The following is a 25,951-nucleotide window of genomic DNA, read 5'->3' as shown; positions in this document are numbered from 1 at the left end:
CACTGACGGTTTTTTACAGTAAAAGGTTCTATAACCGACGCCCCAAATTCATGCTTTTTATTGCACTGCAACGGGATTTTTTGGCTGTTTTTCAGGTGTTTGGCGGAATGTGATCAGACAAGCATTGACCAGAAGGCCGTTATTTGGTTTCTTAGTCAGGCGAGAGGGCACGACTCGTTCGTGCTCACTCCTATTGCGGTGTGCGTGACTGCCGCCGCACTATCCTCGCTGTCGTGACTCGGGCCGGGTATTTACCCGGCCATTTTTTTGCCTGCTGCTCACCTCAGCCCCATCACCAGATTTACCGATAGCCTGCACCGAGAACGCCATATATAGCGGTACGGAACGCGTAAACTCTATGGGACAATACAAACAGAAAGCGGCCCGAAAGAGCGCGAAAATCTCGCACCTTTGAGGCCGCTTGTATCAGACCGCCCAATTGTGACGAGAATCGGGCAGCGGGCTGATTTTTGGTCGAAGGCTTTGCGAACGCCACAATCCCTTCTGAATTTGCATCGCGGTGACCAGCCCGGATAGATATCCCTTGGGCATTCCAATGAGGCACATGACCTCAAAGGGGATCGGGTTGCCGGTTTGGTCACCGCGAACCGCGCAAAGGGGGACCAATGCACGATCGTTACAGGCCGAAGCACAGGGCAATGCCTTGGGGGAGGAAGCATTGCCGGTGAATTCCTGTTGAATGACTATCGCCGAATGATTACCATCGATCCAACAAATAGAAGTGAATTCTGTGATCGGGATTATCGATGAGCTTTCCACCTACCCTCAAACAGTTGCGTTACCTTGTTGCGCTGCACCGCACTAACCATTTTGGCAAAGCGGCAGACGCCAGCCATGTAACACAATCAACCCTGTCTGCCGGGCTGCAGGAACTTGAAAGCCTTCTCGGCACTCAGCTTGTGGAACGCACCAAACGGAGCGTTATGTTCACCGCCCTCGGGGAAGAGGTCGTGCGCCGTGCGCAGGTTATCCTCAATGACGTTGATGACCTGACCGACATGGCGTCCGCCGCGAAGGACCCTTTGAAGGGCATCGTGCGCCTTGGCATTATCCCCACTATTGCACCGTTCCTGTTGCCCAGGATCATGCCTGCCATTCATGAAAGGCTGCCTGACCTGGAACTGCATTTGCGCGAAGACAAGTCAGCCGAGCTTTGTGAGCTTGTGCGCTCCGGCGAGTTGGACCTTGTGCTGTTTGCACTTCCCTATGCCTGCGGTGATGTGGCGGAGATGCCGCTGTTTCATGACCCCTTCATGGTGGCCTACCCGCACGGGCAAGCACCGGGTGAACGCATCAACACCACCGACCTGGACGAGAGCCGCCTGATGCTGCTTGAGGAAGGACATTGCCTGAGGGACCACGCGCTAGAGGCCTGCCAGCTGGTAGGCCGCGGCGCACGGCGGGAGATGGCAGGCACAAGCCTTGGCACCATCATTCAAATGGTTGCGGCAGGCCACGGTATCACCCTGTTGCCGGGCATGGCGGTAGAGGCGGGGCTCGCCGACAAGGCGCGGGTTGATATCGTCAGCTTCAAAGACATGATCCCCACCCGCACCATCGGGCTGATATGGCGCAAAACCAACCCCCGCGCTGCAACGTTTGAAACGCTCGGCAACGTCATCAAAGACGTCATGCACCATCACGGGTAGGAGGGAATACCATGCGCGCACTCATCATCATGCTCAGTATCTTGGATGGCCTGCCCAATAGGTGTTCAAGCGGCTGATGACAGTGAAGATCGGGCTGCCATAGAGGCGCAGGCTGCAGCCTTCTCCCGCGCATATGTTTCGGGCGAGACCGACACGCTGATGGCCATATATGCGCCGGATGCCAGCATAGTGCCCACTAACCGCCCCATCCTTAAAGGCGAGGAAAAGATACGCCAATACTGGACCCCACGTGACGGGGCTAAATGGCATCCAGTCAGGCATGAGATCACGTCAGAGGAGCTCACTGTCCATGGCGATGTGGCAACAGATATCGGCTATTTCGAAGGCGCCTCAGCCAATGATGACGGTGAAGAACGCGCATTCCGGGGCGCTTATCTTATCACATGGCGCAAGATAGCCGGTGTCTGGCGTATCCAGCACGATATATGGAACAGCCTGAAGGTGCCAGCGGGCGACTGACACCTTTGTCTAAAACCCACAAAGAACCTGCTACTGCGTTGAGGAACGCCCCACAAGCCGCCAGAAGGACAATACCTCATCCACCCGCTTGCCGGAGAAATACTCCTCCCGCACGATAAGGTCGTCATGCCAATAAGCGACGTGCACCCCGTTGATATAGCCCTCGCCATACTCGGGATGCTCATACCGGCTTTTGTTGTGAAAGACCGCAATACGGCGGCCAATATCGGCGTGCACCAGCTCAATTTTCCCCACAAAGCTGCTACAGGTATTCAGGAATGAAGCTTGCCGCTGGCGGGCCTCCTCCCGACTTTCGGCGAACAGATATTCATTTTCAAAAAAACGGGCATCGTCCCGATAAAACTGATCAAATGTCTTTAAAAACTCGCCAGCTTCCAGCATAGCCAGCATCTCATGGATGCGGGCGCGTATGTTGCCGCCTGTCATTTCTCTCCCCACGTGCGGTTTGCCGGATGCCCTAGCCCCTAAGCTCCAGCAAGGTGCACAATTTGCACCCCCCGTTTATGGGACAAAGAATGTGCTGCCCTCCCTCATGTTTTTGGAAAAGAAAACCCGCCACCGGTGTGACTTAGGAGGACACATACCGGCAGCGGGTGAACGGCCCCATAAGGGGCCAGCGAGGAACTTTTAAGGAAACACTCAATAAAGAGAAGATGGCACCACCGGACTGATAGCGCCAATTGAATTATATGCTGACATTAATCGATCAGATGAATTTATCTAAGCGGTAGTTAATCGGTACAGCCATTCCGCCACGTCCGCGTTTCGGTGGTCGGAAAAATAGCTGTCTTCGCTTACGGCTTTAAAACCGTTCTTCTCCAGCACACGGATCGATGCCGGGTGGTCTTTTGCCACCCGCGCATAAAGGTGGCGCGGGCAGGTGGCTTGATGCGACACCTTCAAGCGTTCAACCCATAATGCGAGCGCACGGCTGGCAATGCCCTTGCCCCAGAAAGCCCGGCCAAGCCAATAGCTGACCTCAAGCTTGCCCTCGCGTTCAAACGCCGCCACATAACCAGCGGCCGCGCCCTCGAACAATATCACCTGAAAAAAGGCGCCTTTGGTGATGTAGCCCTCGATGCGGGCCTGCATATCCGCAGCCGTTTTATCACGTGTGCCCCCGCCTGCCAGACAGAAGGCTTCTTCGTCATCCACAAAAGTGACCAGCGTTTCAAAATCTTCCGCGCGGTGTGGCCGCAGGCGCACATCGTCTCGGTAAATGGCCATATAGAGCGGCATTTCGCCGCCGCGGCCCATAGACTTGCCCACACCTTCACCGTTGGGCACAAACCCGGCCTTCTCAAGCACACGGCCAGAGGCTGGGTTATCCTGCGCGTAGCCTGCACGGATAGGGCCTGTGATGCCATGCTCACGCACCAGGTCTACTGCGAACCGGGCAGCGATCGTGGCAAGACCGCGACCACGATGGGCTTTGCCAATGGCGTAGCCAATCTCAACCTTACCGTCCGAGAAGAAATAGCTCACGTCCCCCACCAGCACGCCGTCCTCAAACAAGCCGCGCTGCGCGAGTGTGCCCTCCGCCTCCTGCACCCGGCGTTTAAGGACACGTTCTTTCGCCCACTCAAATGTTACCGGATGCGGCACCGTGCCAGCCATCACCGCAATGCTTTCATCGTTCATCAGCTCAAAATAGGCCTGCAGGTCGTCATCGGATATTGGTTTTATCTCCAGCGTCATCGCTCTGCTCACAAAGAATTTTGCCCATACTCAATTGTGTGGAACTATTTCAGCGTTTGGCGGCGAAGGCAACGCTCGCGACGAGTGATCCTTGGGAGGGGCATAATGACGAGACTTCTGGAAGGCAAGCGGCTGTTTATACCGGTTGCGCTCATACTTTTTGGTTTTGTTTACAGCCAGATCACAGCGGCAGGCAGCTATGTTGGCGCATTGCCGTTTGTTATGTCCCCCACAGCAGATATGGCTTTTGTGCTGTTCTTTTTTGCCTTTACCGCATCGTCGCTCGCGCGGCTTGCGCCGGGCCCGGGGCCAAAGTTCCTCATGCGCAACCGCCGCTATATCGGGCTTTCCTTCGCACTGGTGCACGGTGTACATGGGGTGCTGGTTCTATCAAACCTTGCGCTAACACCAGAAAGTCGCGGCATACCTGAGCTGATGGTGGGCGGCCTCGCATATCTGTTTCTTAGCCTTATGGCGCTTACCTCCAACAATGCATCTGTGCGCAAACTGGGCGCAAAACGCTGGAAACGCCTGCATAAGGTGGGCAGCTATTATATCTGGCTCATTTTCCTTGCCACCAGCCTTGGCCGATTGGTGAAAGACGGGCCAGAGCCCGCGCGGCTGTGGATACCTATCCTGTGCCTCATAGCGCTCAGCCTCCGCATTATTGCGCACCGGCGCGGTAAAAAGCGAAAAGCGGCATGAACACGACCGAGAACACCACCGTTCACCAGATCGCGCCGCTAGACCTCGCGCTCGCAGCACTTCCGGTACTGGTCGTGATTGTCATTCTGCACCTGTGGTCGCGTGACGCCCGCGAAACGCTGTACGGCTTCGCTCGCATGCTGCTGCAGCTCACGCTGATCGGCTATGTGCTGGTTTATATTTTTGAGGCGAAACATGCGGCTGTGATTATTGCCGTGCTGGCAGTGATGATGCTGGTGGCAAGCTGGATTGCGCTCAGGACCACCCGCCTGCCCCGGCGCACATTATACCCGCTTGCGCTTGCGGCTGTTCTGGTTGGGGGTGGCAGTGTGCTTTTGCTTATAACCCAGGGTGTGCTTAGTCTCAGCCCGTGGTATGCGCCGCGTTATATCATCCCGCTCGCGGGTATGATATTCGCAGCATCCATGAACAGCATCAGTTTGGCGGCTGAGCGGTTTGAAGCGGAAGCCATGCGCGGGGAACCATACGCCAGAGCGCGCAGCATCGCACTCAAGGCTGCGCTTATCCCGCTCACCAATTCGCTGTTTGCTGTGGGGCTCGTGTCCCTGCCCGGCATGATGACAGGGCAGATCCTCTCAGGCGTTTCACCCATGATCGCCGCGCGATACCAGATTATGGTGATGTGCATGATGTTCGCCGCCGCCGGGCTCGCCGCCAGCCTGTTTCTGCTGCTGGTTAAACCGCGCTTCGATGATATCAAAAAGGCCGGAGAATAACCCGGCCTTTCCCAACTACTGCCCTGAGGCTACCACCTCCATCAAGCCCTGGCGCATCATCTTGAAGTGAGCCTGATCAAGCACCGCGCCCGATAGTGTGCGGCCACTTGACGGCACATAAAGCACAACAGTGCCCCAGAAGCCGGAATGCTCATAATAGGTCACGCCCTTCTCTTCCTTGACGAAAATACCGAGGCGGTAAGGGCTATCAGCGGGCAAACCCTCGTTCGACAGCATAAGGTTCAGGGTTTCTGGTTTCCTGAAAACCTTTCCGCTGAACAGAGCCTGGAAAAACCGCGCCATATCCCGCGTGGAAGACACCAGCCCGCCGCCGCCATAATGATCAAGCGTGGCGCTCCAGCCGTAAGTGTCCATGCCGTCCAGCATCTGATGTGCGCGGCGTTTGGCGGCATCCTCGTTTTCTTCCGCCAGCTCCCAGTAGGTGTCTGGCATGCCAATCTGGTCAAGACCAAGCTGCAAGCGCACTGCGGCAGCAAGCGGTTTGCCCGTCAGTTTCTCAATGATATGCCCGAGCAGGATATAACCAGTGTCAGAATATGAGAATTTCTCCCCCGGTGCGCCTTTGGGCTCAGACCAGTCGACCGCGCCCCTTAGCGCCTGCTCACGGGTCCAGACATGGCTTGGGTCCTTGATAATGATATCAAAGAAGGTTTTGGTCTGCGCATGGTCGGTTAGCCCACCCGTATGGGACATCAGGTGTTTGACCGTGATCGCGTCAACGTCATAACCGTCTTCACGCAGGATATCGGTAAAGGCCTTATCCACATAGGTCGTCATGGGCTTCATGAGATCAAGCTTGCCGTCTTCAACAAGCCTGAGCGCTGTGGCGGCGACAAATGTTTTGGTCACGCTGGCTATGCGAAGTGGTGTGGTCTCTGTCAGATTTCCTCGGCTGAGGGCAACCTCACCACCGTCCGGCCCAAGCTCGTAAAGTGAGATGGCAACCCCTTCCAGCTCCGCCTTGAGAGGCGCCGGCAGGGCTTGCCATGCCTCTGGGCTCGCAAAAAGGGGAAGGGATAAAAATAAACTCGCAACAAGGCTTACGGCAATCGAACGCATTGCTCTTTCTCCTCAAATCGCTGCCTGATACTAAAAAGCCGGGGCGATAACCCCGGCTTTTATAACTAACTCACTGCTTACTTTACGTAAGCGGGAGAGCGCGGCAGGTCCATATACCGGTCCCGAAGCTTGGTCTGGCGGCTCACCATAGGCACTTCTTCACCGCGGATGAACACGGCGTCAGCCGTTGTCATCAGCTCAAGCGGGTCACCGGTCCACACAACAACGTCTGCGTCCTTCCCGGCTTCAAGCGTGCCGTAGCTGTCTGCTACACCGAAGATATCCGCCGCGTTAACGGTCAGCGCATCCATGGCATCTTCCCATGACATGCCCATCGCCACAGCATTGCCCGCAGACTGCGCAACAAGGCGTGTGTTGTGGGTATCAGGAGCGAGGAAAGCAACCTTCACACCCGCCGCCGCGAGCCGGCCAGCGGCCGCACCGGTTTGACCAAGGGTGTCAAAGTCCTCAGGCAGATTGCGTATCGGGTCGATCACCACGGGGATTTTTGCCGCAGCAAGTTCTTCCGCAACCATCCAGGCTTCACCACCCGCGGTGATGACAACTTCAATGCCGAAACGTTCCTTGAGCTTGATCACATTCAGGATGTCAGCTTTACGCTCAACTTCGACAAGAAGCGGTATTTCGCCCGCAAAAAGCCGGTCAAGGGCCGCTTTGGCGCTATCGTACTTTGGCTTTTTGTCTTTCTTGTCGTCATCCTTCTTGTCACCTTCGTCATCGCCGTTCGGGCGAGATTCTTCAAGCTTGGTGATCACGCTGTCCCAAAGGGCTGCCCGGCTACCGCCGTTTGAACTGGCTGCCCCTTCGTCCATATCGATGCTCAGCACAGCATGCTCGCGCACGATCATGTCGTCACCAGCCAGCGCGATAACCGCACTTTGGCCGCGCCACATGTCCTTGCTGGCACTGAAACCCGTCACCGCTCGGGTTACACCTTCGATCCGGGTGTTCGGGATGATGGTGGTGTCCGGGTTGAAAGCGTATGACACTTCAAGGCCGATACCGTTTTTGGCGTCGCTCGCGCGGGCGTCATTGATATTGCCGGAAAGGCCAACATCCATGAGGCCCAGGTTGGTGCCCGCAGCCATGAGGCCTACCGTGACCCACTTGCCGCTTGCATCCACGCTGCGGTAACCCGCTGGCACTTCACCGCCTGCTGTCACAGACTGGATCTTGCCGTCGTGGATCAGCACGGTGGCGTTTTCCACCTTGCCCTTACCGCCGTTTGTAAACGCGATACCACCGGTGATGGCGATATCTTCCGCACTTGCACTTGCCGCTGAAATCGCGAGAAGCGAAGCACCCATCAATGTTTTCATGATGCTCATTTCACGTCTCCTTCACCAGGCTGGCCAAGCTCGAAATCCATAACCGGCTGGCGGCTTGGATCATTGCGGTCAAAGGTTACCGCACCGTCCACAAAGGTCATGTCTGCCTTGGTGTAAACGCTGAACGGGTCACCCGACCACAGTACGATGTCTGCGTCCTTACCGGGCTCGATCGTACCTACCTTGTCAGCAATACCAAGCGATTTGGCCGGGTTAAGCGACAGCCACTGCCACGCTTCTTCCTTGGAGATATCCACCCCAACCTTGCGGCCATCGGCAAGCGCCTTGGCAGCTTCCTGGTTCAGGCGCTGGATGCCCCTGCTGTCGTCCGAGTGTACGATGGCGCAAGCACCTGCCTTGTGCACAAACGGGATGTTTTCACGGATGCCGTCATAAGCTTCCATCTTAAAGCCATACCAATCGGCCCACATGGCGCTACACACGTTGTTTTCAGCCAGCTTGTCAGCAATTTTATAGCTATCAACAGCGTGCTGGAACGATGTGATCTGATAACCAAACTCTTTCATCACATCCATCATGGTGCCCATGTCATCCGCACGGTAGCAGTGCATATGAACGAGGATTTCGCCGCTTAGCACACCGGCGAGTGTTTCAAGGTTCAAATCACGTGCTGGCGGGTTAACGTCCTTGCCAGCTTTATAGTCACGCTCATACTTGTCCCAGCTGCGCTGGTAAGCTTGTGCATCTGCCCATGCCTGGCGATAGCCAGCCACGTTACCCATGCGGGTGTGTGGGCGATACTCAATGCTATTGTTACCGCTGCCATAAACACGTTTCGGGTTTTCACCACACGCCATTTTCATGCCGTAGGGCGCGCCGGGGAATTTCATATCCTGCGCAACACGGCCCGGTACGTTTTTGAGCGTTACCGAACGGCCACCCACAAGGTTCGCAGAACCCGGCAGCAGTTGAAGTGACGTGATGCCGCCAGCTGCCGCGCGAATGAAGCCAGGATCCTGTGGCCAGTTTGAATGCTCAACCCACACATCAGCCGTAACAGGCTCACCCACTTCGTTGCCGTCAGAGTGCGAGCTTACGCCCGGGCTTGGGTATACGCCCAAGTGGCTGTGCACATCGATGATGCCGGGTGTTACCCAGCGGCCGTTTGCGTCAATCACGGTCGCGCCAGCTGGTGCCTGAAGGTCTGCGCCAACAGCCATGATCTTGCCGCCTTCAACCAGCACGGAGCCGCCGTCGATCCGGCCACCCTTACCGTCAAGCACGGTTGCGTTGGTGATGAAAGTTACGCCGCTTTCAAGCGGGGTATAGGTGGATGGGAACGGGTCTTTGTTAATGCTAACAAATTCTCCCTGCTCCTCTCCTCCGGGCTGGCAAGCTGCAAGCGAAAGCCCCATCGCTGCTGCCACAAGCCCACGACGGACCAATGTGGTCCGCGAGCGTGTTGTCCTCATGTTTATTCTCCCTTTTTTCACCTTTTTCGGTGAATTGCCGCGCGAGCCTAGCAGCGCGGTTTTGACGAGTCACCAAAAAGGATATTCACAACTATGTGCTGCGATGAAGCGTTCCATAACTGCGGCGAGTTGAGCCATAATTTCGCTTTTCTCCCTGCCTATACGGTCTATCATGGACGGATAGCGCCGCGCGGAGCTGATGCACGACGGGCCAGGCACAACGGGAAGGACACCCTGATGACCAGATGGAAACAAACTATTGGACTACTGTTTGGTGTGTTTTGCCTGACTGCAACGGCGACCGCGCAACCCGCAGAGCTTCCAACGCCTGACCAGCTTTTTGACGCCGCTGACGAGCATCACGGCTGGGACAAGCTCAAAGCCGGGATCACCACTGTTGAAGCTCAGGCCAATGTGCGCACCGGCGACAGCTCCTATAAAACCCTCGTGCGTGGCCGGGCGACAGACACGGGCCTTGGGGACGCCACCTTCCAGATGATACGCGAGGACGGCACCGCCACATACGGCGAGACAGACGGGGCAATCTGGTATGAAGGCAAAGATGGTAACCGCCGGGATCTTGCGCCCAATATGATAGAATATGTGCGCGGGCATCAATTCCATCGCCGGGCGCTTTTCCCCCGGCTTGAGCTGGAAACCATGAACAACAACGTGGACGAGGTTGAATTTAACGGCATACACGCGTTCAGGGTCAGCGGTACAACACATTCAGGGGCGGCGCTGGCTTATTTCTTTGATGAGCGCAATAGCGCGATGCTCGGCTATCACCTTACGGTACAGGAGCCGGACGGCCCCCGCCCCATGGTTTTTGTCTTGAAGGATTGGCGCACGTCGGCAGGTCAGTCGCTGTTCTGGCAGCTTGAGGTAAACAATCGCGGCACGCTTTACACATATACGTTCAATAAAATCCTGCTGCTGCCTTGAGGGGCTGAGTGGATTGGGCCATAAGGCGGAGTAGTTTCTCCTTCAACACCAGCCGCGTGCCGCCCCCTTCAGGATGAAATTCCACCGAGATGAGGGATCTGGCGGCATGACCATCAGGCTCCCGGCTTTCGCATTCAAAAACGATGGATTGATCGGGGATAATGGCTCGGTAAAAAATATCATAGGTCGCGGTCCCTGCCTTGGAGCGCGAGATAAACCGCTCCCGCCCGCCAACACGAAAGTCCTCTGCTTTCATATCCGCGTCCACCCCCCTGAGCGCCCCAAACCACTGGGCTTTGGCCTCCGGATCCGACCACGCACGGTAAACGAGCGTAGGCGGCGCGCTGAAAACGCGCTCCATCGTATACGTCATTGTGCGCGGGAAATATGTCATCCCCCCTCCTTCCTATCGCTCAACCGTTACCGGTAAAGGGTATCAAGGCCCCCAACCGAAACACTGGCGGAGGGCCCTGTGGGAGACCTGTTTGGGAGATCAGTCCGCAGCACCTTCACAGTTGACCATCCAGGGAACGCCGAATTTATCGTTAAACATGCCAAAACCCTTTGCCCAGTCTGTAGGGCCAAACGGCATTTTGACGGTGCCGCCTTCAGACAGGCGGTCAAACACGGCCTTACCTTCAACTGGGTCAGAGATTTGAAGCGAACAAGCTGTGCCCGCAGGTGCCTCATAGAAACCAGGCGGGCTGTCAGATGCCATAAGGACCGCGTCCCCAAAGGCAAGGCTCACATGCGCAATGAGGTCGGCGCACTCTGCCATCGATGCCGGATCAACACAGCCTTCAGGGGCATCGGGATTTTCGTCTGCTGGCATGTCGCCATAGGTAATCATCAGGGTGATCTCACCCCCAAGGCACTTATGATAAAACTCGAACGCCTCACGGCAATTGCCATCAAAATTCAGGTATGGGTGCAGTTGCATTTAAATCCTCTTCTTCTTCGCATTGTCGCAAGCTCGAGCGTTCGTCCGCCAATCACTCACTACATCAAAAATCAGCCAATTATGTTGATATCAACATATTGACTTTTGCGTTGATATCAACATACTCAATCCATGTCAAAGAAAGATTTATTGCCGTTTGAAGTCACGCTCCATGTCCGGGATCACTGCCTGTGCATGCACCTGCAACGTGCTGCTCGAGCAACTGCACGGTTGTTCGATGACGCGTTGCGCCCCCATGGGCTGACAAGCGGGCAGTTCTCGCTTCTCATGTCACTTAACCGGCCTGAACCGCCCACCGTTGGCTCGGTCGCCAACCTGCTGGCGATGGACCGCACCACATTAACCGCAAACATCAAACCGCTCGCGCGGCGCGAATTGATGGAAGTGGCGGTCGACGAAGCCGACCGGCGCAGCAGGCGGCTTAAGCTGACGGAAGCAGGGCGCAAGCTACTGGCTGACGCATTTCCGATATGGAAAAAAACCCACGAGGAGGTTGACGCCAGACTGGCACCAAGCGATGCCGGACACTTACGTGCCGACCTCATCAGGCTGGCGTGAGAACTCATTTCCTGCTGGCGTACGCTGCATCATCACGATAACTTAGACAGATACGGCCCCTTCTTTCATGTGGTACTGCATGCGGAAAAGCTTTTTTGTATTCATCGCGGTGTTGCTTTCCAGCCTGCCCGCCTGGGCAGGTTGCAGCAAAACGCTGAGCTTTGGCATGCTTGAGTATCCACCCTATTTCACGTGGGACGAGGCGGGCCATGTTTCGGGCCTCGACGCCAGCATCCTGGAGACCGTGATGAAGGTCGCGGGCTGCGATTATAACCTGCACAAAGTTCCGTTCAAACGAGGGCTGAGGGATGTAAAACTGGGCCATATGGACGGCATGCCAGGTGTTTCAAAAACCGCCGAGCGAGACGAAAGCGCATATTTCACTGTGCCTACCCGGCGAGAGATTATCGGCCTTTTTGCCCGCAAAAATGATGAAGCGGCCAGCCGCTTGACCAGCTTTGAGGATATTGTTACCGGCGATCAGAAGGTGGGGGTTGTGCTGGGGGGCTGGTATGGTGATGCCTTCACTGATGCCATGAATACACCAGCATTTCGCAAGCGCGTGCAAACCAGTGAGAACTTCCTCACCCTGTTGCGCTGGCTTGAGGCAGGCCTTGTTGATGTCGCAATCATTGATCTTCTGAGCGGTTACCACCTGAGCCAACTGCATGGCCTCGATAAAAACATCAAGGCGCTAACCATCACCGTGCATGAAAACGACCTGTATTTCATGCTTGGCAAAACCACGGTAACTGAGACCGATATTCTGGAGATCAACAAAGCGATCCAAAGCTTCAAAGCCAGCCCGGCTTATCCGGAACTTCTCGGTGCCTACGCGCCACCCTACCTTGCAGACTTTCTACTTAGTCGCTGATATGATTGAATTTTCCGTTTTGTAGCGCCCAAAACTGTGGCACACTGAACCCTTGAATGAGGTGAACAAGTGGCACGGTGGCACGGTAAAACGATCAGAGCCCTATCCTTCATGACTGCCTCAATCTTTGGCAGCCTCACCTGCAGCGCAAGCCCCGCCGATGCCGCCTGTGAGCGTGAGCTGAACGTGGTCTATTTCAACTCTGCCCCCTATCACCATAGAAACGGTGACGGTCAAGTGGTCGGTCTCGACACCGACATCCTTGAACAAGTGCTGCGCAAAGCAGGCTGCACTTGGCGCTACACGGAAATGCCGCTCAAACGGTCGCTGTCGGCCCTTAGGTCAGGGCTGGTAGATATCGCAATGGGCGCTTCCATCACACCAGACCGGGAGGAATACGCCTTCTTCAGCCAACCATACCGGCGCGAAGTGATGGTCATGTTCATGCGAAAGAACGACGAACCTCGCGCTAGCTTCCAGCGCTTAGCCAATGCAGCCGATGCCGGGGTGGTTATCGGTGCGCACCTTGGCAGTTGGTATGGCTATGAGTATGCCCGCCTTTATGAGAACGACAGTGCCTTCCGGCGCCAGATCCTGCAGTCAGCCAACTATGACACGCTTTATAATGCCCTGCTGGCTGGCCGTGTGGATGTGGTGATTGACGATATTTTTAATGGCCATACGCTTCTCAGCAAGTCAGGTCGCCTTGAGGAAGCCAGCATCCATGTGTCACCCGTCAATGACAGCCTGACCCATTTCATGCTCAGCAAGAAGTCTGTATCCGACAAGACAATGAACAGCCTCGACCACGCCATTATGGCTTTCCAGCAGAGTGAGGCCTACGCAGAGACAATCGCGCGTTATGTGCCGGCAGATTACCTGTCCCGCTATCCGATCCTGAGCGCATCACCCGCCATAATTCCGCAAAGCCTGGGCGCAGGTGCCACCACCCTGCAGGCTCGCTAAGCCCCGCCAGCCAAAACCCATAAGAAAAGGCCCCGCAGAAAACCGCAGGGCCTTGTTTTTTGGTGCTGGCATTCAAGCCTAGTGAACGCCGTGCATGCCTTTACGCAGCAATGGTGTGAGGATGAGGATGAATATCCCCACGCCGCCGCTCAGATACCCGATGGTCGTATAAACATCGATGGTAGCCAGAATATCCAGCGTACCAGAATCAGCGCCGTGACCACCGCTACCGGTGAGGGAGCTGATCCAGCCTGCCACATAGTTGCCAAGGGCTGTGAACAGGAACCATGTCCCCATCAGCATGCCAACAATTTTGGCAACGCTCAGCTTGGTGACCATTGAAAGACCAACCGGGCTCAGACACAGCTCAGCCAATGTGAGCGACAGGTAAATGAACGCAAGCCACAGGAAGCTTTTGCTCGCGCTGTCGTCAAGGCTCATGCCCCATGAGAAGACAATATAACCAAGGCCGATCAGCAGCATGGCAATACCAAACTTAGCCGGAGTTGAGGGCTCCACATTCTTTTTGGCAAGCGCCACCCAAAGCCACGCCATTACAGGTGCCAAGAGCACAATAAACAGCGGGTTCATCAGCTGTACCTGGCTCGCAAGCACATTCATGCCCAGCACGTCGAGGTTGAACTGCTGGTCCGCCAGAAGCGTCAGGCTTGCCGCCTGCTGCTCAAACAGTGCCCAGAAAACAGACTGGATAGCGATCAGGAAACACGCGACCATCAATCGGTCCCGCTCCACCTTCGTGCATTTGGTAAAGGCGTAGAAAAGGATAATACCGATCATGATAAAACCGGAAAAGCCGAGCAGTTGACCAACAAAGGTCTGGTACTGCATCAGGATCCAGCTAGCGATAACCATGAGAATACCACCCAGATAGATGGTGTATTCCTTGTTAAGGCCGATGGGTGACTTTTCCTTTAGCTCGGCCGGGTTTGGCGGCTCGGCGCGACCGTCAAGAAGGCGCTGCCCCCAAAGGAACACCAGAAGGCCGAACAGCATACCAATGCCCGCGAGACCAAAGCCGTAGTTCCAGCCGTACGTCTCGCCTACATAACCAACAAGCGCGGTTGAGAGAAGCGAGCCCACGTTGATGCCCATATAAAAGATGGAGAAACCCCCGTCCCGGCGTGGGTCATTCGGGCCATAAAGTGCACCAACAATGGTGGAAATATTGGCTTTAAGGAAGCCAACACCTGCAATAATCAGCGCGAGTGCGAGGAAGAACAGGTTCAGGTAAAAATCATTCCTGACGACGGTTTCACCGTCCATGAAGGCGGCGGGACCATGGAAGCCCATCAAACCGTGCCCAAGCACCAGCAATATGGCGCCATAGGTTACTGCCTTGCGGCTGCCAAGGTACCGGTCGGCCATATAGCCACCAATGATTGGCATCATGTAAACAAGGCCTGCATAGGCCCCGTAGATCATGCTGGCTTTTTCAGCGCTGAAAAGGTGATATTTCACCAGATAAAGCACAAGGATTGTGCGCATGCCATAGTAGGAGAATCGCTCCCACATTTCTGTCAGAAAGCATACCACCAACCCGATCGGGTGGCCAAGAAGCTCGCGCTCCTGCGACCCTTCGGTCGAAACGACTGTGTCGGACATCTTCACCCCTTATATTATGTACAGGGCCGCTTTTTGCTTTTTTTAAGTCAGCGACCTCTCCCCAGTGTGCCCTTATGATGGGCACAGCATTCTAAAAACCATAAATTGGGATTGGGAGAAAGAAAAATTGGGGAAAACACGCCATTTTCATATGCCCTGCATGCCCGCCAAGCCAGAATAACTGCTGAAGCAGAGCCGATGACATCGCTGTCTAGTGAGCCTTGAGATGGCATCACTTCAGCGCGCGCAAACCGATGTGAGTGTCGAGGAAATTGAGCATGCTGCCATAATAAGTGCGCTTATCACTCGCGCGTCTCAGCTGGTGTTCCGCCCCTTCAAGCACAATGAAGTTATGGGGTTTATCCAAATTTTTCAGCGCCCTTGTCATCAACTGCCCATGAATATAAGGCACGTTGGCATCTTCTGTTGCGTGCAACAGCAAAACCGGCACCCGCACAAGGTCTGCCCGGTTCAAGGGTGACCGCCGCCTCAGCGCATAATCTGAAAGACGCCCTTTGATTCGCGGCACCGTGAGGTCATGGAAACGGCGGGTTTCAAGATAGTTCACCAGCAGTGGCAGAGAGGTCACACCGTTCAAGCTAACTGCGCAGGCGATCAGGTCATCATCCTTGATCGCAGACATCAGGGATGCGTATCCCCCATAAGAACCACCAACGGCACAGATTCGCTGCGGTGCTGCGATCTCCATCTCCACCAGCCATTCAAGCGAGGTACGCACATCGTCCTGCATGTCGCGGCCCCACTCGGTGTAGCCCGCGCGCTGCCACGCCATACCAAACCCGCTTGAGCCCCGGAAGTTGGGTTGCAGCACGCTATACCCGTTGGCGGTTAGCCAGCTCACGATCGGTGAATAGCTGTCTGTTACCCGCTTGACCGGCCCGCCATGAATGAGCACAACCGCACGGCCCGTTGCCCCGCCCTCAGGTGTGCTGAGGAGCGCATGCATATTCCCCCGCCGTTTAGGCAGCGGTATCCACACACCACGGGTAGACGGTTTTGGTAAAGCCTCGTCCTCTGCTTCAAAAGGCAGGGCAGTGAGGCTGGTCTGTTCAGCGTCATAGAGATAGTAGCGGGACGGCGCATATTTGAGCTTCTGCCGATACAGCATGCGCCTGCCGTCATAGCTGGCGGAAACGAGCGTAAGGTTATCGGCTTGCGCCTGAAGGCTCGCGTCCTCAAGTTTCATGCGGTAGGCGTCTTGCCATATCATGTCTTGTGTTTCGTCCGCCATATAGGACGCGCCAACCGCGATGGCAGTAACCGGGTCGATGATGGCAGAGGTGATGTCAAACCGCTTATGCCCCGCAAGTTTGCGGATCAAAGCACCGTCTTTTGTATCCATGCGCCAAAGCCCCCGGGTATCGCTATCGTGGGCGGAAAGCACAAGCGCCGTCGCGCCGCCCGTTTCAACCGCGAGCACGGAGCGAACGTCACCGCTGAAAAAGTCCTCGTCGCTGATGCGCTGCCACGCGCCATTTGCTGTGCGGCCATAAAGGCGCTGGCGCCTGCCGTCAAACCCCTCACCCAGGTGGACCTCACCTTCAGGCGACGCCCACCAGCGCACCACAGGCGCCCAACCACTAACGATCTTTTCACTTTCACCCGTGATGGCATCAACCCGGTAAACAGCCGGGAAACCGGGCACGCCCGCATCTTCCCATTGCAGCAGTATCTTGGTCGGGTCGTCGGGTAGCGCGCTCAAAAGCACCGGCGGAAGCTGGTCTGGTCGCGGACCTTTCCCATCGATAAGGGGCCTGAGGCGGCGGATGTGGGCGTCATAGAGAACAAGGCCCTGCTCATTGAGCGAGATAAGAAGCCGCCCGTTGCCCACCCATGAAATCCAGCTCAGGTCTTCATAGCGGTAAGGCAGCACTTCGGCACTATCCGGCCCACCATCGGCATGCCACACAATAAGCTCCGCCCCGTCACCCAACCGGCGAAGTGCAGAAAGATAGTGCCCGTCTGTCGAGAGGGAGAGCGCCGCCAGATACGGCACCTGCACGAGGCGGTCCAGCAGCTCTTTTTGCGCGAGCGAGAATCCATACGCGGAGGGTACAAGAAGGCACCAAAGCAAAACTGCCATAAAAGCAGCGCTAACCTTCCTCAGTTGACCCAAAACCGAAACCATATCCACATTCTACCAAGCGCCCGCTGAAACACAAATCCCACCCCATATGTTCAGGTGTTTCGCAAGCGCGCTATTTGAAACCCCCGGCAATCATTCTACATCAAATTCATGGACCCGGCATTCCAGTAATTACAGACGTCAATAATATGCTAGAATACCGGGCTGGGGGAAGAGAGAACACCATGTCGACACAGTGGCAAAGCATCAAACCGTCCGATATTTTGACAAAACAACAGTCGCATGACCTCAGGCAGCGCTCTGATGTTATGGGCTTCTGGCTGTTGCTGCATTGCTGGGGCGTGATTGCGGGCGCCATGGCGCTTTATGTTTTTTACCCCGGCGTTATCACCTTCCTTATTGCCGCCATCCTTGTTGGCAGCAGGCAACTTGGGCTTGCTATCCTGATGCATGAAGGCAGCCACGGCATGCTGTTTAAATCCCGCTGGCTCAATGAAAATCTTACCAGCTGGTTTGCGGCCTGGCCAATGATCCTGCGCATGGAAAGTTACCGCAAGCGCCATATGGCACACCACCGCTTTACCCGCACTGAAGATGACCCGGAAAACTATCTCTACACTCCCTTCCCCATCACGAAAGAAAGCATGGTGCGGAAGGTGCTGAGGGACCTCACCGGCATTGTTTTCATCCGCACTCACATCGGCATTTTCCGCTTTGTACGCGGTGAACGCGCCAGACGCATGGCACGGCTGAAAGCTTTCTACCTCGGCCCCATTATCTTCTACGCGCTTTTCATCACCGGGTTCGCGCTGGCCGGGCGGCTAGAGTTGTTCCTGCTGTGCTGGCTTGTTCCTATGATGACCACCCAGCAGCTTTTCCTGCGGGTGCGCAACATCGCAGAACATTCCACCATGCCTGACCTCAAGCATCCGCTCAAAAATAGCCGCACCACTCTTGTGAATATATGGGAACGCATGACCTTCGCTCCCTATTATGTGAACTATCATATTGAGCATCATATGCTGCCGTATGTGCCGTGCTGGCGGCTTAGGAAAGTGCACCGCATCATGCTTGAGAAGGGCTTTGGCGATGAAATGGAAATTCGCCGCGGCTACTGGGACGTGCTTAAACTCAACGCCGCAGCCTGACACGCTACCACCGGAGTGGCCCGCCTAAAATTTTTCGAGGCAGATTTACGCACAAGGCTGCGCTAACAATTGCCGGAACAAACATCAAAATACCGTTGAGCGAGGAACACCATGACCAAAACAACCAAACGGGCCATCTGGGCAATCGTGATCATCGCCGCTGTGCCGCTGGCCTATTATGGTTTCACCATCGGCTCTGCTTTCAGCCGCATGGCGTCATACTATGACCTTGAGCACATCACGGAAAATTACCGTCGCACGAAGGATTTCTTCAACACCACCACCGTGCACGCGAGCGGTACACCGTGGCAGTTCACCTACGCCAAGCGCGACATCCCCGACACCTATGTATATGACGGCGAAGAACGCTCGATCTCACAGTTGATGGAAGTCACCGGCACCACAGGTCTTCTGGTGGCCAAGGATGACACCATCCTTTTTGAAGAATATTATCAGGGCGAGGCGGCAGACGACCGGCACATCCAGTTCTCCGTCACCAAAAGCTTTATCTCTGCCCTTTTTGGCATCGCGCTTGAAAAAGGCCAGATCACCAGCATTGACGACCGGGTGGAGAAATACCTGCCCGAGATGGTTGGCACGTCATATCAGGGTGTGACCCTCAAGGATATCCTGACCATGTCTTCCGGCGTGCGCTTCACGGAAGATTACGGCGACCTCACCTCAGATGTGAACCGCATGTCCATGGTTATTGGCACCGGCGGCAGCCTCAACGACTATGCCACCAGCCATGAGCGTGAACGCGAGCCCGGCACGTTTAACGACTATGTCAGCGTCAACACCCATGTGCTTGGCATGGTGCTGACCCGCGTAACCGGTAAAACGCTCACCGCCCTCCTCGAGGAGCAACTATGGCAACCGCTGGGCATGGAGCATGACGCCTATTTCCTGATCGACGGTCACGGCATGGAAGTCGCCATGGGCGGCTTGCAGGCATCCCTGCGCGATATGGCGCGCATGGGCCGCCTGTATCTCAATGAAGGCAATTGGGATGGCAACCAAATCGTGCCCGCTGACTGGGTCAAGGCTTCCGTCACCCCGAATGCACCGCACCTGATGCCGGGTTTTGATAACGCTGATTCAGATACACCATACGGCTATGGTTACCAGTGGTGGACACCTTCGAACCCGCATGGGGACTTCATGGCCGCGGGTATCTACAGCCAGTATATTTATATAGACCCCACAACAGGTATCGTGATCGCCAAGACCAGCGCGAACAAAGGCTATAACGACCCCGCAAACAAACTGCATATGGATATGATCATCACCGCGTTTCAGGCAATTTCAGCCGCCATCGGCGGTGAAGCTGAAGGCACACAGCTTGCCATGGGCGACTAGCTGAATTTTCCTCTTGAGCCTGTAGTGGCTACAGGCTTTACGCTCTAGCTATATCAGGTAAACTCAGGCTTGAGGGGAAGGTACATTGTCCAAATACGATATGATCGCACTATATGGCCCGGCAGCACTGATCGTGCTGGCGCTGGCGTGGGGTTTCGCGCGCATCGCATATCTCAGCAAGGCGGAGGGGGTGAGCGTGCTGGCTTTCATCGGGCGCGAGCGCAGCGGGCCGGAACTGGTGCTGGGTGTGGTTGCTATCATACTTGACCTCTATCTCCTCCTCCGGCCCTTTGTACCTGCGCTGGACGGCTACGCCATGGCGGGACACACACCCATCGGGCATTTTGGCGTACCCATCATGGCCGTTGGTGTGGGCATCGCAGCGCTCAGCCAAATGGGCATGGGCAAAGCCTGGCGCATTGGTGTCCCTCGTGAGATAGAGACAAGCCAAAGCCTTGTCACAACCGGCCTCTACCGATTTTCCCGCAACCCAATTTACCTAGGCATCATGCTGTTTGTGATCGGCGGTGTGGTTGTCATCCCCGGCCCTATCACCATCCTGTCTGTCATCATCACCTTTGTGTTCATGAACAAGGTGATCGAGGCTGAAGAAGCGTTTCTGCGGGACGCCTTTGGCGCTGAGTTCGACACCTACTGCCAAAACACCCGCCGCTGGATATAAGCCGGGCTGGATATAAGCCGGGCTGAATATAAACAAAAAAGCCGGAGCGTTTGCCCCGGCTCTCGCATCGCTATAGCTGGCCCTACTAGTCGATATTCACATCCACGTCGGCACCACGACCCGTGCGGCAGCCGTAAACAAGCTCACCGCCCTTATCCGTATTGTCACGAATGAAAAGCGAGGTACCTTCCGGGCATCCGAAGGATACACGGTCACCATCCGGCAGTTTTACGGTGGCGCGACCGCCGTCCCAATCGTGGCGGCTGGGTGAATAATGCCCGTCTTCCCCGTCGATCGAAATCGAACAGGCTCCAAGGCCAAGGCAAAGTGTAGATACAAGTATGGCGTCTTTTATACGCATGGGTCATCTCCTCAACTGTCGTTATCAATGTCTTTGTAGACTTTTTATCTATATCGGATTGATACAGTCGAGGAACCGCAAGCGCAACAATAAAATGCTAGAAGCCTGCCTTAACGCCAAATCGCCAGAAGCGGCGTTGCGCCAGCGTCTCAAACCCGTCTGACGTAAGGGCGGAGACCACCTTGGCGTCAAAGATATTCTCGGCTGCGAATGTCAGGCTCATGGTCTCGTTCACCTTATAGGCCGTGCTCAGGTTCACTGTCACAATGCCGCTCAGGCGGCGTTCATTCTGGTCGTCATCATATTGGCCCGAGGTGAAACGCGCATCACCCTGCAGGGTAAACGGGCCGCCTGCGTCATATGCCATGGCGAGTGTAAGCGCATGTTTGGGGGTTTGCACAGGCCGTTTGCCAATAAGCTCAGGCATGGCATCAAACCGGGTGATGCGCGCACGGGCGAACAGATAATCCACCCGCAAGGTAACGCCCGGCTGCAGCACAAGTTTGCCTGAAAGCTCAATACCGTCTGTAACGCTTGCATCAATATTCGCGCGTTGGCGCAGCACGCCGCCATCAGGCACAAAACCGCCCAGGGGGAAGAAACCCGGCCCAAAACCGATGGTTACATTGCCCACACCGTCCTTCAACCAGTTGCGGAAGAGCGTTGCAGAAAGCTTGAAGGTATTCAGCGGCTCATAATCAAAACCTACCTCCACGCCGTATAGTTTTTCCGGCATCAGGTCAGGGTTGGCCTCGGTGATATCATTCACCACACGGAAGGGGCGGTAATATTCATTGAGCGTTGGCAGGCGCCAGCTGCGGTAAGCGGCCGTTCGTATATCAATGGCACCAGTGAGTGCAACAATTGCCCCTAACCGGGCAGAAGGTTGCCAACCGCTGCGCGCAGGCACCATATCATCAAGCAGCACGTCACCGCTTATAATGTCACGCTCAAGGCGTTCGCCATTATAGGTGCGCCAGCGGTCAAGCCGCAGGGTTGCAGACAGGCTGCCCCAGTCGGCATCATGGCTCAACTCACCATAAGCACCCAGCGTCCACTGGTCGCCGCCCGCTGTGCGGGCACGGGTGAAGCCATCACCAAGGTTACGGTAACGTTCATTGGTTTCACCGCTCATGCGTCGGCCATCAAGGCCAAGCTCAAAACCACCAAACTTCAGCCGCGCGAGCATGCCCGCACCCCATGCGGGCACGTCATACTGGTCAAGCACGGCAATCTCTGTACTGCGCTCATCGCGCGCGGACGAAAAAACATTCTCAAACGTGCGGGTACGGTAATAACTCACCACCTCCCACCGGCCTTCGCCCGCAACACCTGTGAGCGTGAGTGACGCATCCACGGCTTCCGTGCTGTTGGTGGCGAGCGCGAGGCCGTTTGTGCGCTCCTCTCGGAAATACCGCAGCGTACCGCGCGCGGAAACCTGACCAAACTCATGATCAAGCTTTAGGGCCGCGTGGCTGGCTTCAGACGCCGCAGGCACATCGGCGGGACCACGTGCCTGTGCGCTTACCAGATAGTCACCGTCGGTTTGGAAATGCCCGGCGCTTAAGGCCATGTTGGTCTCACCGAGCGCAAAGCCAGTGCGCCCACTAAGGCTGAAGCTACCATTGGCACCAAACCAGCCTTCAAAAGCTGGGCGCACGCTTCCAGCACGGCGGCTGCGAATATCAACAGCGCCGGAAAGTGCCTGCGCGCCAAAGGCACCAGCACTGCCACCGGGCAAGATAGCAACCTCCGCCAGATCGTCAGCCGCAAAGGCGGACCAGAAAACCCAGCCGCCAAACGGGTCGCCCATGGGAACACTGTCAAGCGTTACCAGCACCCGCCCAGCCGCACTTGCACCCACACCGCGCATGGCAAGGCCCTGGGTTGTGGGGTGCGCTGTCAGGCTATTGGCGCGGCGGAAAAGGGTAAGGCCCGGCTGGGCAGCCAACTGGCTATCAAGCCTGAGGCCTTCACGCGCGCCAACATCAAACCGTAAGCGGGATTGCCCCGCAACATGTGTGGGCAGACGCTGCTCAACGACCGCAATTTCCTGCCAGTCCTCGGGCCTGTCGTCAGCTTGGCTGTCCGCTTCGTTACTCTGGCTGAGCGGCGGGCTCAAGCCCTGCGCGTTTGCGCCGGTCGGCCACATCAGCGGCAGTGACAGCACCACCAGCGTTTTCAAAATTGGTTCGGACATAAGTGGCAATCAACGCAATATCTTCGTCGGTTAAATAATCAAAGGGCGGCATCTCGTTGGAGTATTCGCTCATCCCAGGCTCAACCGCTGCACTACCCAAGAGGATCATATCAATCACCCCTCCCACATCGCCGTTGGCGCGCGGGCTCAGGATCAGCTCGGGCTGCATCATCGGCACGCCGCCACCATCATACTGGTGGCAGGCGGCGCAGTTGGCTTCGTAAAGCGCGCGCGCCGTCTCCGTGTCATCAGCGGAAACGACCGGTGCAAGCGCGAGCAAGGCAGCGGTCAGGAAGAGCTTATTCGCCTGCATAAACCACCTTCCAGATACGGCCGCCCGACATCAGGCTTGAGAAATAAATCGCACCGTCATCCGCTACCAATACACCGGTTGGGCGGTGCGTTGCATCACGTGGGCTCATGATAGGGCGTTCACCCGCAAAACCGTCTGCGAAGGTTATCCAGTCACCTGAAACATTGCCATCCGCCTCCATCGGCACATAAACCACGCGGTAACCTGCCTGCGGTTTTGGCGCCCGGTTCCATGAGCCATGGAACGCAATGAAAGCGCCCGTACGCCAGCCCTCAGGCAGCGCTTCTGTGCGCGGGAACGAGAGGTCATTTGGCGCCCAGTGGGCCGGGAAGGCAATCAGCGGTTCCTGCCCTCTGTCAGACAGCATCTCGCCGTCGCCGCCATACTCTGGCATTTTCACCCGGCCTTTGATGCTGGCGTCCACATAACTATAGGGCCAGCCAATATCAGCACCCTCTTCCACCCTGTGGAATTCTTCCGCCGGCAGCTCGGCACTTTGGGTTTCATCGTAAAGATCAGGGAAGAAGCTGTGTAACTGGTCGCGCCCGTGCTGCGCTATATAAAGCGTATCCGCATGCGGGTTCCAGTCAATCGCCATAGCGTTTCTTATTCCGGTAGCGTAACGAATCCCGTCAGCCTGCGTTTGGCCCGGCTTGTCTGCATCAAAACGCCATACACCGCCAAACTGTTCAAGGATCGGGCACGGCTCCATGCCCGGTGAACCCTTGGTGCGCATCTTTTCCATGCAGGCGTTCGATGGCGCGCCGATATTCACATAAATATGGCCCGCATCGTCAAAGGTGAACGGCTTAGCTGAGTGCTGGCGCTCATTGGGGAAATCCGCAACAATCACCTCTGCCTCACCCGTCGGCGCGCCCGCCTCAGGCAAGGGCCAGCGCATCACGGCCTCATCCGTTGCAAAATAAAGATAATTTCCGTTTATGCCCATGCCGGTGCCTGCCACACCTGCGGCAAAAGCCTGCCGCTCATCCGCCACACCGTCACCGTCGCTGTCAAATAACGCAACGGCACCATAACCGTCCTGCTCCCGAGCAAGCGCCACATAGACCCAACCACTACCTGAGGCTGCCATATGGCGCGCGCGGCCGATACCATCCGCAAACACCGTGGCACGGAAACCGGGCGCAACCTTGATACCCGTAGCGGAATCCACTGCCTGTTCATCCGTTACACCGGTAACGCCTTGATTAGCATGGCTTACAGCGCTTGCACCCATCAGGGCGAGCGCGAGCAATGTCGCTTTCATAATCTGCCTCCAGAAAAAATTTCACTAGCTATAGCCCAAAGTGCGACGCGCGCAAACCAACAAGAAAGTGAACAATAAACACAAAGACTAAACCTAAGCGATTGTAAAAAAAGATGAATAAAAGCTATGGAGTTTTTGGACTTTGACTAATAGTGTCACAAATGTACATGGTATTTCAGGCAAAATGCCATGTATGGCGACAGCATAAAGGCGTCGTCCGTTTGAATGAATTTTATTTTTTTGTAAATTCGGATTTCTCAGGCACATGCAAGTTGACAGCGTAAAAGACATTTCGCCCTTTATGGCGGACCTTAATGAAATATTGGTCGAGACCGTAACGGCGGGCGCTTCTATCGGTTTTCTACCGCCCGTAGCGCCTGAGCGGGCTGATGCCTACTGGCAGTTTGTGCAAAACGCGGTGTATTCCGGCGAACGGCTGATCTTCATCGCGCATGAGGAAGATCGCGCCTACGGCGTCGTGCAACTGCGGCTCACCCAAAAAGGCAATGGCGCCCACAGGGGTGAAGTTGAAAAACTGATGGTCCACCCAACCTCGCGCGGTCATGGCATTGGCCACAAGCTGATGGCCGCGCTTGAGCACAAAGCCTGGGAAATCGGACGCACGCTTCTCCTGCTGGATACCCGCCGCGGTGATGTGGCCGACGGCCTATACGGTCGCTTGGGCTATACCCGCTTTGGCATTGTGCCAGCCTTCACGATTGACAGCGACGGCACCAAGCATGATACCTGTTTCTTCTACAAACAGTTGTCCCCCAGCAAGTAAACCAGCGAGAGTATCATGCCGTTCAACGCACCCAACACCGCTACCTATGACCTTCTGATGAACCGCCGCAGCGTCAAGGCGCGCGATATGGCTGGCCCCGGCCCTGACCGGGACGCGATGGAGAAGATTCTTCAGGCGGCGCTTCGCGTGCCTGACCATGGAAAACTGTTCCCGTGGCGGTATCTGGTGCTTGAAGGTGCCGCGCGGGAAAAGCTGGGTGACCTGATCGCCAAAGCGCTTGTTGATGAGAATGAGAGCAGCGAAAAAGTCGCCGAAAAAATGAAGGGTTATGCAACGCAAGGCCCTGTGCTTGTTGTCGCCATTTCAAGCGTTCGGGAAGAAAGCACCATCCCTGTGTGGGAGCAGGAGCTATCCGCTGGCGCCGCTTGCCAGAACATGATCACGGCCGCCACGGCCCTTGGTTATGCCTCATGCTGGCTTACGGGCTGGGCGTCTTATAGCCCGACCGTGAAAGATGGCCTCGGCCTCAAAGCCAACGAGAATATCGCGGGTTTCATCTTCTTTGGCAACCAGGCGGAAGAGCCAAGCGAACGCCCCCGGCCAGAGTTTGACAACCACGTGACTTGGGGCTTCCCCACCTAAGGTGATAGGGTTGAGGGCAAATCAACC

General features: G+C 56.0%; 27 protein-coding genes. 13 read left to right on the top strand and 14 right to left on the bottom strand.

Features of this window, described 5'->3' with window-relative positions:
• Positions 1-426: 426 nt before the first annotated feature.
• Complete coding sequence (locus tag ACOOGA_RS13035) at positions 427-780, bottom strand: hypothetical protein (RefSeq protein WP_420428856.1); 354 nt, start codon at positions 778-780, stop codon at positions 427-429.
• Here ACOOGA_RS13035 and ACOOGA_RS13030 point away from each other — a divergent pair.
• Positions 768-1,670: a hydrogen peroxide-inducible genes activator gene (locus ACOOGA_RS13030; protein WP_420428854.1), complete on the top strand. Its 903-nt coding sequence runs from the start codon at positions 768-770 to the stop codon at positions 1,668-1,670. The genes ACOOGA_RS13035 and ACOOGA_RS13030 overlap by 13 nt on opposite strands.
• A 45-nt stretch (positions 1,671-1,715) precedes the next feature.
• The gene (locus ACOOGA_RS13025) at positions 1,716-2,150 is read left to right on the top strand and encodes a YybH family protein (RefSeq protein WP_420428852.1); all 435 of its coding nucleotides are present in this window, start codon (positions 1,716-1,718) and stop codon (positions 2,148-2,150) included.
• 30 nt (positions 2,151-2,180) lie between these two features.
• Here ACOOGA_RS13025 and ACOOGA_RS13020 read toward each other — a convergent pair whose 3' ends face one another.
• On the bottom strand, positions 2,181-2,597 hold the full coding sequence (locus ACOOGA_RS13020; RefSeq protein ID WP_420428850.1) for a hypothetical protein: 417 nt from the start codon (positions 2,595-2,597) through the stop codon (positions 2,181-2,183).
• Between the two features lie 294 nt (positions 2,598-2,891).
• Positions 2,892-3,869 carry a GNAT family N-acetyltransferase gene (locus ACOOGA_RS13015; protein WP_420428848.1) on the bottom strand — a complete coding sequence of 326 codons (978 nt, stop codon included), beginning with the start codon at positions 3,867-3,869 and terminating at the stop codon, positions 2,892-2,894.
• Between the two features lie 105 nt (positions 3,870-3,974).
• Here ACOOGA_RS13015 and ACOOGA_RS13010 point away from each other — a divergent pair, with 105 nt between their 5' ends.
• The gene (locus ACOOGA_RS13010) at positions 3,975-4,574 is read left to right on the top strand and encodes a ferric reductase-like transmembrane domain-containing protein (protein ID WP_420428846.1); all 600 of its coding nucleotides are present in this window, start codon (positions 3,975-3,977) and stop codon (positions 4,572-4,574) included.
• Complete coding sequence (locus ACOOGA_RS13005; protein WP_420428844.1) at positions 4,571-5,311, top strand: ABC transporter permease; 741 nt, start codon at positions 4,571-4,573, stop codon at positions 5,309-5,311. Before ACOOGA_RS13010 ends, ACOOGA_RS13005 begins: the two co-directional genes overlap by 4 nt.
• A gap of 15 nt (positions 5,312-5,326) precedes the next feature.
• Here ACOOGA_RS13005 and ACOOGA_RS13000 read toward each other — a convergent pair whose 3' ends face one another.
• The 3 genes from ACOOGA_RS13000 to ACOOGA_RS12990 form a co-directional block, all read right to left on the bottom strand.
• Positions 5,327-6,391, bottom strand: a complete 1,065-nt coding sequence (locus ACOOGA_RS13000) for a serine hydrolase domain-containing protein (protein WP_420428842.1) — start codon at positions 6,389-6,391, stop codon at positions 5,327-5,329.
• 77 nt (positions 6,392-6,468) lie between these two features.
• Positions 6,469-7,740 carry an amidohydrolase family protein gene (locus tag ACOOGA_RS12995; protein ID WP_417459938.1) on the bottom strand — a complete coding sequence of 424 codons (1,272 nt, stop codon included), beginning with the start codon at positions 7,738-7,740 and terminating at the stop codon, positions 6,469-6,471.
• The gene (locus ACOOGA_RS12990) at positions 7,737-9,173 is read right to left on the bottom strand and encodes an amidohydrolase family protein (RefSeq protein WP_417459937.1); all 1,437 of its coding nucleotides are present in this window, start codon (positions 9,171-9,173) and stop codon (positions 7,737-7,739) included. Before ACOOGA_RS12990 ends, ACOOGA_RS12995 begins: the two co-directional genes overlap by 4 nt.
• A 237-nt stretch (positions 9,174-9,410) precedes the next feature.
• On the opposite strand from ACOOGA_RS12990, the gene ACOOGA_RS12985 reads away from it, so the two are divergent.
• Entirely contained in the window at positions 9,411-10,118 is a 708-nt protein-coding gene (locus ACOOGA_RS12985; RefSeq protein WP_417459936.1) for a hypothetical protein, read from the top strand.
• On the opposite strand, the gene ACOOGA_RS12980 is transcribed toward ACOOGA_RS12985, so the two are convergent.
• Both ACOOGA_RS12980 and ACOOGA_RS12975 read right to left on the bottom strand, forming a co-directional pair.
• Positions 10,093-10,512, bottom strand: a complete 420-nt coding sequence (locus ACOOGA_RS12980) for an SRPBCC domain-containing protein (protein WP_417459935.1) — start codon at positions 10,510-10,512, stop codon at positions 10,093-10,095. The genes ACOOGA_RS12985 and ACOOGA_RS12980 overlap by 26 nt on opposite strands.
• A 99-nt stretch (positions 10,513-10,611) precedes the next feature.
• On the bottom strand, positions 10,612-11,058 hold the full coding sequence (locus ACOOGA_RS12975; RefSeq protein ID WP_417459934.1) for a VOC family protein: 447 nt from the start codon (positions 11,056-11,058) through the stop codon (positions 10,612-10,614).
• Positions 11,059-11,190: 132 nt separating this feature from the next.
• On the opposite strand from ACOOGA_RS12975, the gene ACOOGA_RS12970 reads away from it, so the two are divergent.
• The 3 genes from ACOOGA_RS12970 (at position 11,191) to ACOOGA_RS12960 (ending at position 13,477) form a co-directional block, all read left to right on the top strand.
• Positions 11,191-11,637 (top strand): MarR family winged helix-turn-helix transcriptional regulator, encoded by a 447-nt coding sequence (locus ACOOGA_RS12970; protein WP_417459933.1) that lies wholly within the window; start codon positions 11,191-11,193, stop codon positions 11,635-11,637.
• Positions 11,638-11,716: 79 nt separating this feature from the next.
• The gene (locus tag ACOOGA_RS12965) at positions 11,717-12,511 is read left to right on the top strand and encodes a substrate-binding periplasmic protein (RefSeq protein WP_417459932.1); all 795 of its coding nucleotides are present in this window, start codon (positions 11,717-11,719) and stop codon (positions 12,509-12,511) included.
• 111 nt (positions 12,512-12,622) lie between these two features.
• Positions 12,623-13,477 carry a substrate-binding periplasmic protein gene (locus tag ACOOGA_RS12960; RefSeq protein ID WP_417459931.1) on the top strand — a complete coding sequence of 285 codons (855 nt, stop codon included), beginning with the start codon at positions 12,623-12,625 and terminating at the stop codon, positions 13,475-13,477.
• A gap of 78 nt (positions 13,478-13,555) precedes the next feature.
• Here the strand turns inward: ACOOGA_RS12960 and ACOOGA_RS12955 are convergent, their stop codons facing one another.
• Both ACOOGA_RS12955 and ACOOGA_RS12950 read right to left on the bottom strand, forming a co-directional pair.
• A complete protein-coding gene (locus ACOOGA_RS12955; RefSeq protein WP_417459930.1) occupies positions 13,556-15,100 on the bottom strand; it encodes a peptide MFS transporter in 1,545 nt (514 codons plus the stop codon).
• Between the two features lie 232 nt (positions 15,101-15,332).
• A complete protein-coding gene (locus tag ACOOGA_RS12950) occupies positions 15,333-17,204 on the bottom strand; it encodes an alpha/beta hydrolase family protein (protein WP_417459929.1) in 1,872 nt (623 codons plus the stop codon).
• A 227-nt stretch (positions 17,205-17,431) separates the two neighbouring features.
• Here ACOOGA_RS12950 and ACOOGA_RS12945 point away from each other — a divergent pair, with 227 nt between their 5' ends.
• From ACOOGA_RS12945 to ACOOGA_RS12935, 3 genes are all read left to right on the top strand, one after another.
• Positions 17,432-18,355 carry a fatty acid desaturase family protein gene (locus tag ACOOGA_RS12945; protein WP_417459928.1) on the top strand — a complete coding sequence of 308 codons (924 nt, stop codon included), beginning with the start codon at positions 17,432-17,434 and terminating at the stop codon, positions 18,353-18,355.
• Positions 18,356-18,466: 111 nt separating this feature from the next.
• Entirely contained in the window at positions 18,467-19,714 is a 1,248-nt protein-coding gene (locus tag ACOOGA_RS12940; protein WP_417459927.1) for a serine hydrolase domain-containing protein, read from the top strand.
• Positions 19,715-19,799: 85 nt separating this feature from the next.
• Positions 19,800-20,396, top strand: coding sequence for a methyltransferase family protein (locus ACOOGA_RS12935; protein ID WP_417459926.1), 597 nt, complete (start codon positions 19,800-19,802; stop codon positions 20,394-20,396).
• 85 nt (positions 20,397-20,481) lie between these two features.
• Here ACOOGA_RS12935 and ACOOGA_RS12930 read toward each other — a convergent pair whose 3' ends face one another.
• From ACOOGA_RS12930 to ACOOGA_RS12915, 4 genes are all read right to left on the bottom strand, one after another.
• Entirely contained in the window at positions 20,482-20,757 is a 276-nt protein-coding gene (locus ACOOGA_RS12930; protein ID WP_417459925.1) for a hypothetical protein, read from the bottom strand.
• Between the two features lie 97 nt (positions 20,758-20,854).
• Positions 20,855-22,957, bottom strand: coding sequence for a TonB-dependent receptor (locus ACOOGA_RS12925; RefSeq protein ID WP_417459924.1), 2,103 nt, complete (start codon positions 22,955-22,957; stop codon positions 20,855-20,857).
• Positions 22,854-23,270: a c-type cytochrome gene (locus ACOOGA_RS12920; RefSeq protein ID WP_417459923.1), complete on the bottom strand. Its 417-nt coding sequence runs from the start codon at positions 23,268-23,270 to the stop codon at positions 22,854-22,856. Before ACOOGA_RS12920 ends, ACOOGA_RS12925 begins: the two co-directional genes overlap by 104 nt.
• Positions 23,257-24,537 (bottom strand): PQQ-dependent sugar dehydrogenase, encoded by a 1,281-nt coding sequence (locus tag ACOOGA_RS12915; protein ID WP_420428840.1) that lies wholly within the window; start codon positions 24,535-24,537, stop codon positions 23,257-23,259. Before ACOOGA_RS12915 ends, ACOOGA_RS12920 begins: the two co-directional genes overlap by 14 nt.
• A 301-nt stretch (positions 24,538-24,838) precedes the next feature.
• Here ACOOGA_RS12915 and ACOOGA_RS12910 point away from each other — a divergent pair, with 301 nt between their 5' ends.
• Positions 24,839-25,321, top strand: coding sequence for a GNAT family N-acetyltransferase (locus tag ACOOGA_RS12910; protein ID WP_420428838.1), 483 nt, complete (start codon positions 24,839-24,841; stop codon positions 25,319-25,321).
• A gap of 15 nt (positions 25,322-25,336) precedes the next feature.
• Positions 25,337-25,924, top strand: coding sequence for a nitroreductase (locus ACOOGA_RS12905; protein ID WP_417459920.1), 588 nt, complete (start codon positions 25,337-25,339; stop codon positions 25,922-25,924).
• Positions 25,925-25,951 lie beyond the last annotated feature (27 nt).

Origin of the sequence: Kordiimonas sp. (assembly GCF_965216265.1) — a bacterium.
Classification (GTDB): Bacteria; Pseudomonadota; Alphaproteobacteria; order Sphingomonadales; family Kordiimonadaceae; genus Kordiimonas.
Note: the sequence above shows the minus strand (reverse complement) of the source record. Positions and strands in the feature narration are given on the sequence as shown.

Excerpts from the sequence above, each read along its gene's own strand:
- ACOOGA_RS12965 (WP_417459932.1), top strand. The coding sequence starts at position 11,717 with ATGCGGAAAAGCTTTTTTGTATTCATCGCGGTGTTGCTTTCCAGCCTG.
- ACOOGA_RS12990 (WP_417459937.1), bottom strand. The coding sequence starts at position 9,173 with ATGAGGACAACACGCTCGCGGACCACATTGGTCCGTCGTGGGCTTGTG.
- ACOOGA_RS12995 (WP_417459938.1), bottom strand. The coding sequence starts at position 7,740 with ATGAGCATCATGAAAACATTGATGGGTGCTTCGCTTCTCGCGATTTCA.
- ACOOGA_RS12915 (WP_420428840.1), bottom strand. The coding sequence starts at position 24,537 with ATGAAAGCGACATTGCTCGCGCTCGCCCTGATGGGTGCAAGCGCTGTA.
- ACOOGA_RS13010 (WP_420428846.1), top strand. The coding sequence starts at position 3,975 with ATGACGAGACTTCTGGAAGGCAAGCGGCTGTTTATACCGGTTGCGCTC.
- ACOOGA_RS13005 (WP_420428844.1), top strand. The coding sequence starts at position 4,571 with ATGAACACGACCGAGAACACCACCGTTCACCAGATCGCGCCGCTAGAC.
- ACOOGA_RS13015 (WP_420428848.1), bottom strand. The coding sequence starts at position 3,869 with ATGACGCTGGAGATAAAACCAATATCCGATGACGACCTGCAGGCCTAT.
- ACOOGA_RS12930 (WP_417459925.1), bottom strand. The coding sequence starts at position 20,757 with ATGCGTATAAAAGACGCCATACTTGTATCTACACTTTGCCTTGGCCTT.
- ACOOGA_RS12980 (WP_417459935.1), bottom strand. The coding sequence starts at position 10,512 with ATGACATATTTCCCGCGCACAATGACGTATACGATGGAGCGCGTTTTC.
- ACOOGA_RS13030 (WP_420428854.1), top strand. The coding sequence starts at position 768 with ATGAGCTTTCCACCTACCCTCAAACAGTTGCGTTACCTTGTTGCGCTG.
- ACOOGA_RS12910 (WP_420428838.1), top strand. The coding sequence starts at position 24,839 with ATGGCGGACCTTAATGAAATATTGGTCGAGACCGTAACGGCGGGCGCT.
- ACOOGA_RS12950 (WP_417459929.1), bottom strand. The coding sequence starts at position 17,204 with ATGGCAGTTTTGCTTTGGTGCCTTCTTGTACCCTCCGCGTATGGATTC.
- ACOOGA_RS13025 (WP_420428852.1), top strand. The coding sequence starts at position 1,716 with ATGGCCTGCCCAATAGGTGTTCAAGCGGCTGATGACAGTGAAGATCGG.
- ACOOGA_RS13000 (WP_420428842.1), bottom strand. The coding sequence starts at position 6,391 with ATGCGTTCGATTGCCGTAAGCCTTGTTGCGAGTTTATTTTTATCCCTT.
- ACOOGA_RS12925 (WP_417459924.1), bottom strand. The coding sequence starts at position 22,957 with ATGTCCGAACCAATTTTGAAAACGCTGGTGGTGCTGTCACTGCCGCTG.
- ACOOGA_RS13020 (WP_420428850.1), bottom strand. The coding sequence starts at position 2,597 with ATGACAGGCGGCAACATACGCGCCCGCATCCATGAGATGCTGGCTATG.
- ACOOGA_RS12970 (WP_417459933.1), top strand. The coding sequence starts at position 11,191 with ATGTCAAAGAAAGATTTATTGCCGTTTGAAGTCACGCTCCATGTCCGG.
- ACOOGA_RS12945 (WP_417459928.1), top strand. The coding sequence starts at position 17,432 with ATGTCGACACAGTGGCAAAGCATCAAACCGTCCGATATTTTGACAAAA.
- ACOOGA_RS12985 (WP_417459936.1), top strand. The coding sequence starts at position 9,411 with ATGACCAGATGGAAACAAACTATTGGACTACTGTTTGGTGTGTTTTGC.
- ACOOGA_RS12940 (WP_417459927.1), top strand. The coding sequence starts at position 18,467 with ATGACCAAAACAACCAAACGGGCCATCTGGGCAATCGTGATCATCGCC.
- ACOOGA_RS12920 (WP_417459923.1), bottom strand. The coding sequence starts at position 23,270 with ATGCAGGCGAATAAGCTCTTCCTGACCGCTGCCTTGCTCGCGCTTGCA.
- ACOOGA_RS12975 (WP_417459934.1), bottom strand. The coding sequence starts at position 11,058 with ATGCAACTGCACCCATACCTGAATTTTGATGGCAATTGCCGTGAGGCG.
- ACOOGA_RS12955 (WP_417459930.1), bottom strand. The coding sequence starts at position 15,100 with ATGTCCGACACAGTCGTTTCGACCGAAGGGTCGCAGGAGCGCGAGCTT.
- ACOOGA_RS12960 (WP_417459931.1), top strand. The coding sequence starts at position 12,623 with ATGACTGCCTCAATCTTTGGCAGCCTCACCTGCAGCGCAAGCCCCGCC.
- ACOOGA_RS12905 (WP_417459920.1), top strand. The coding sequence starts at position 25,337 with ATGCCGTTCAACGCACCCAACACCGCTACCTATGACCTTCTGATGAAC.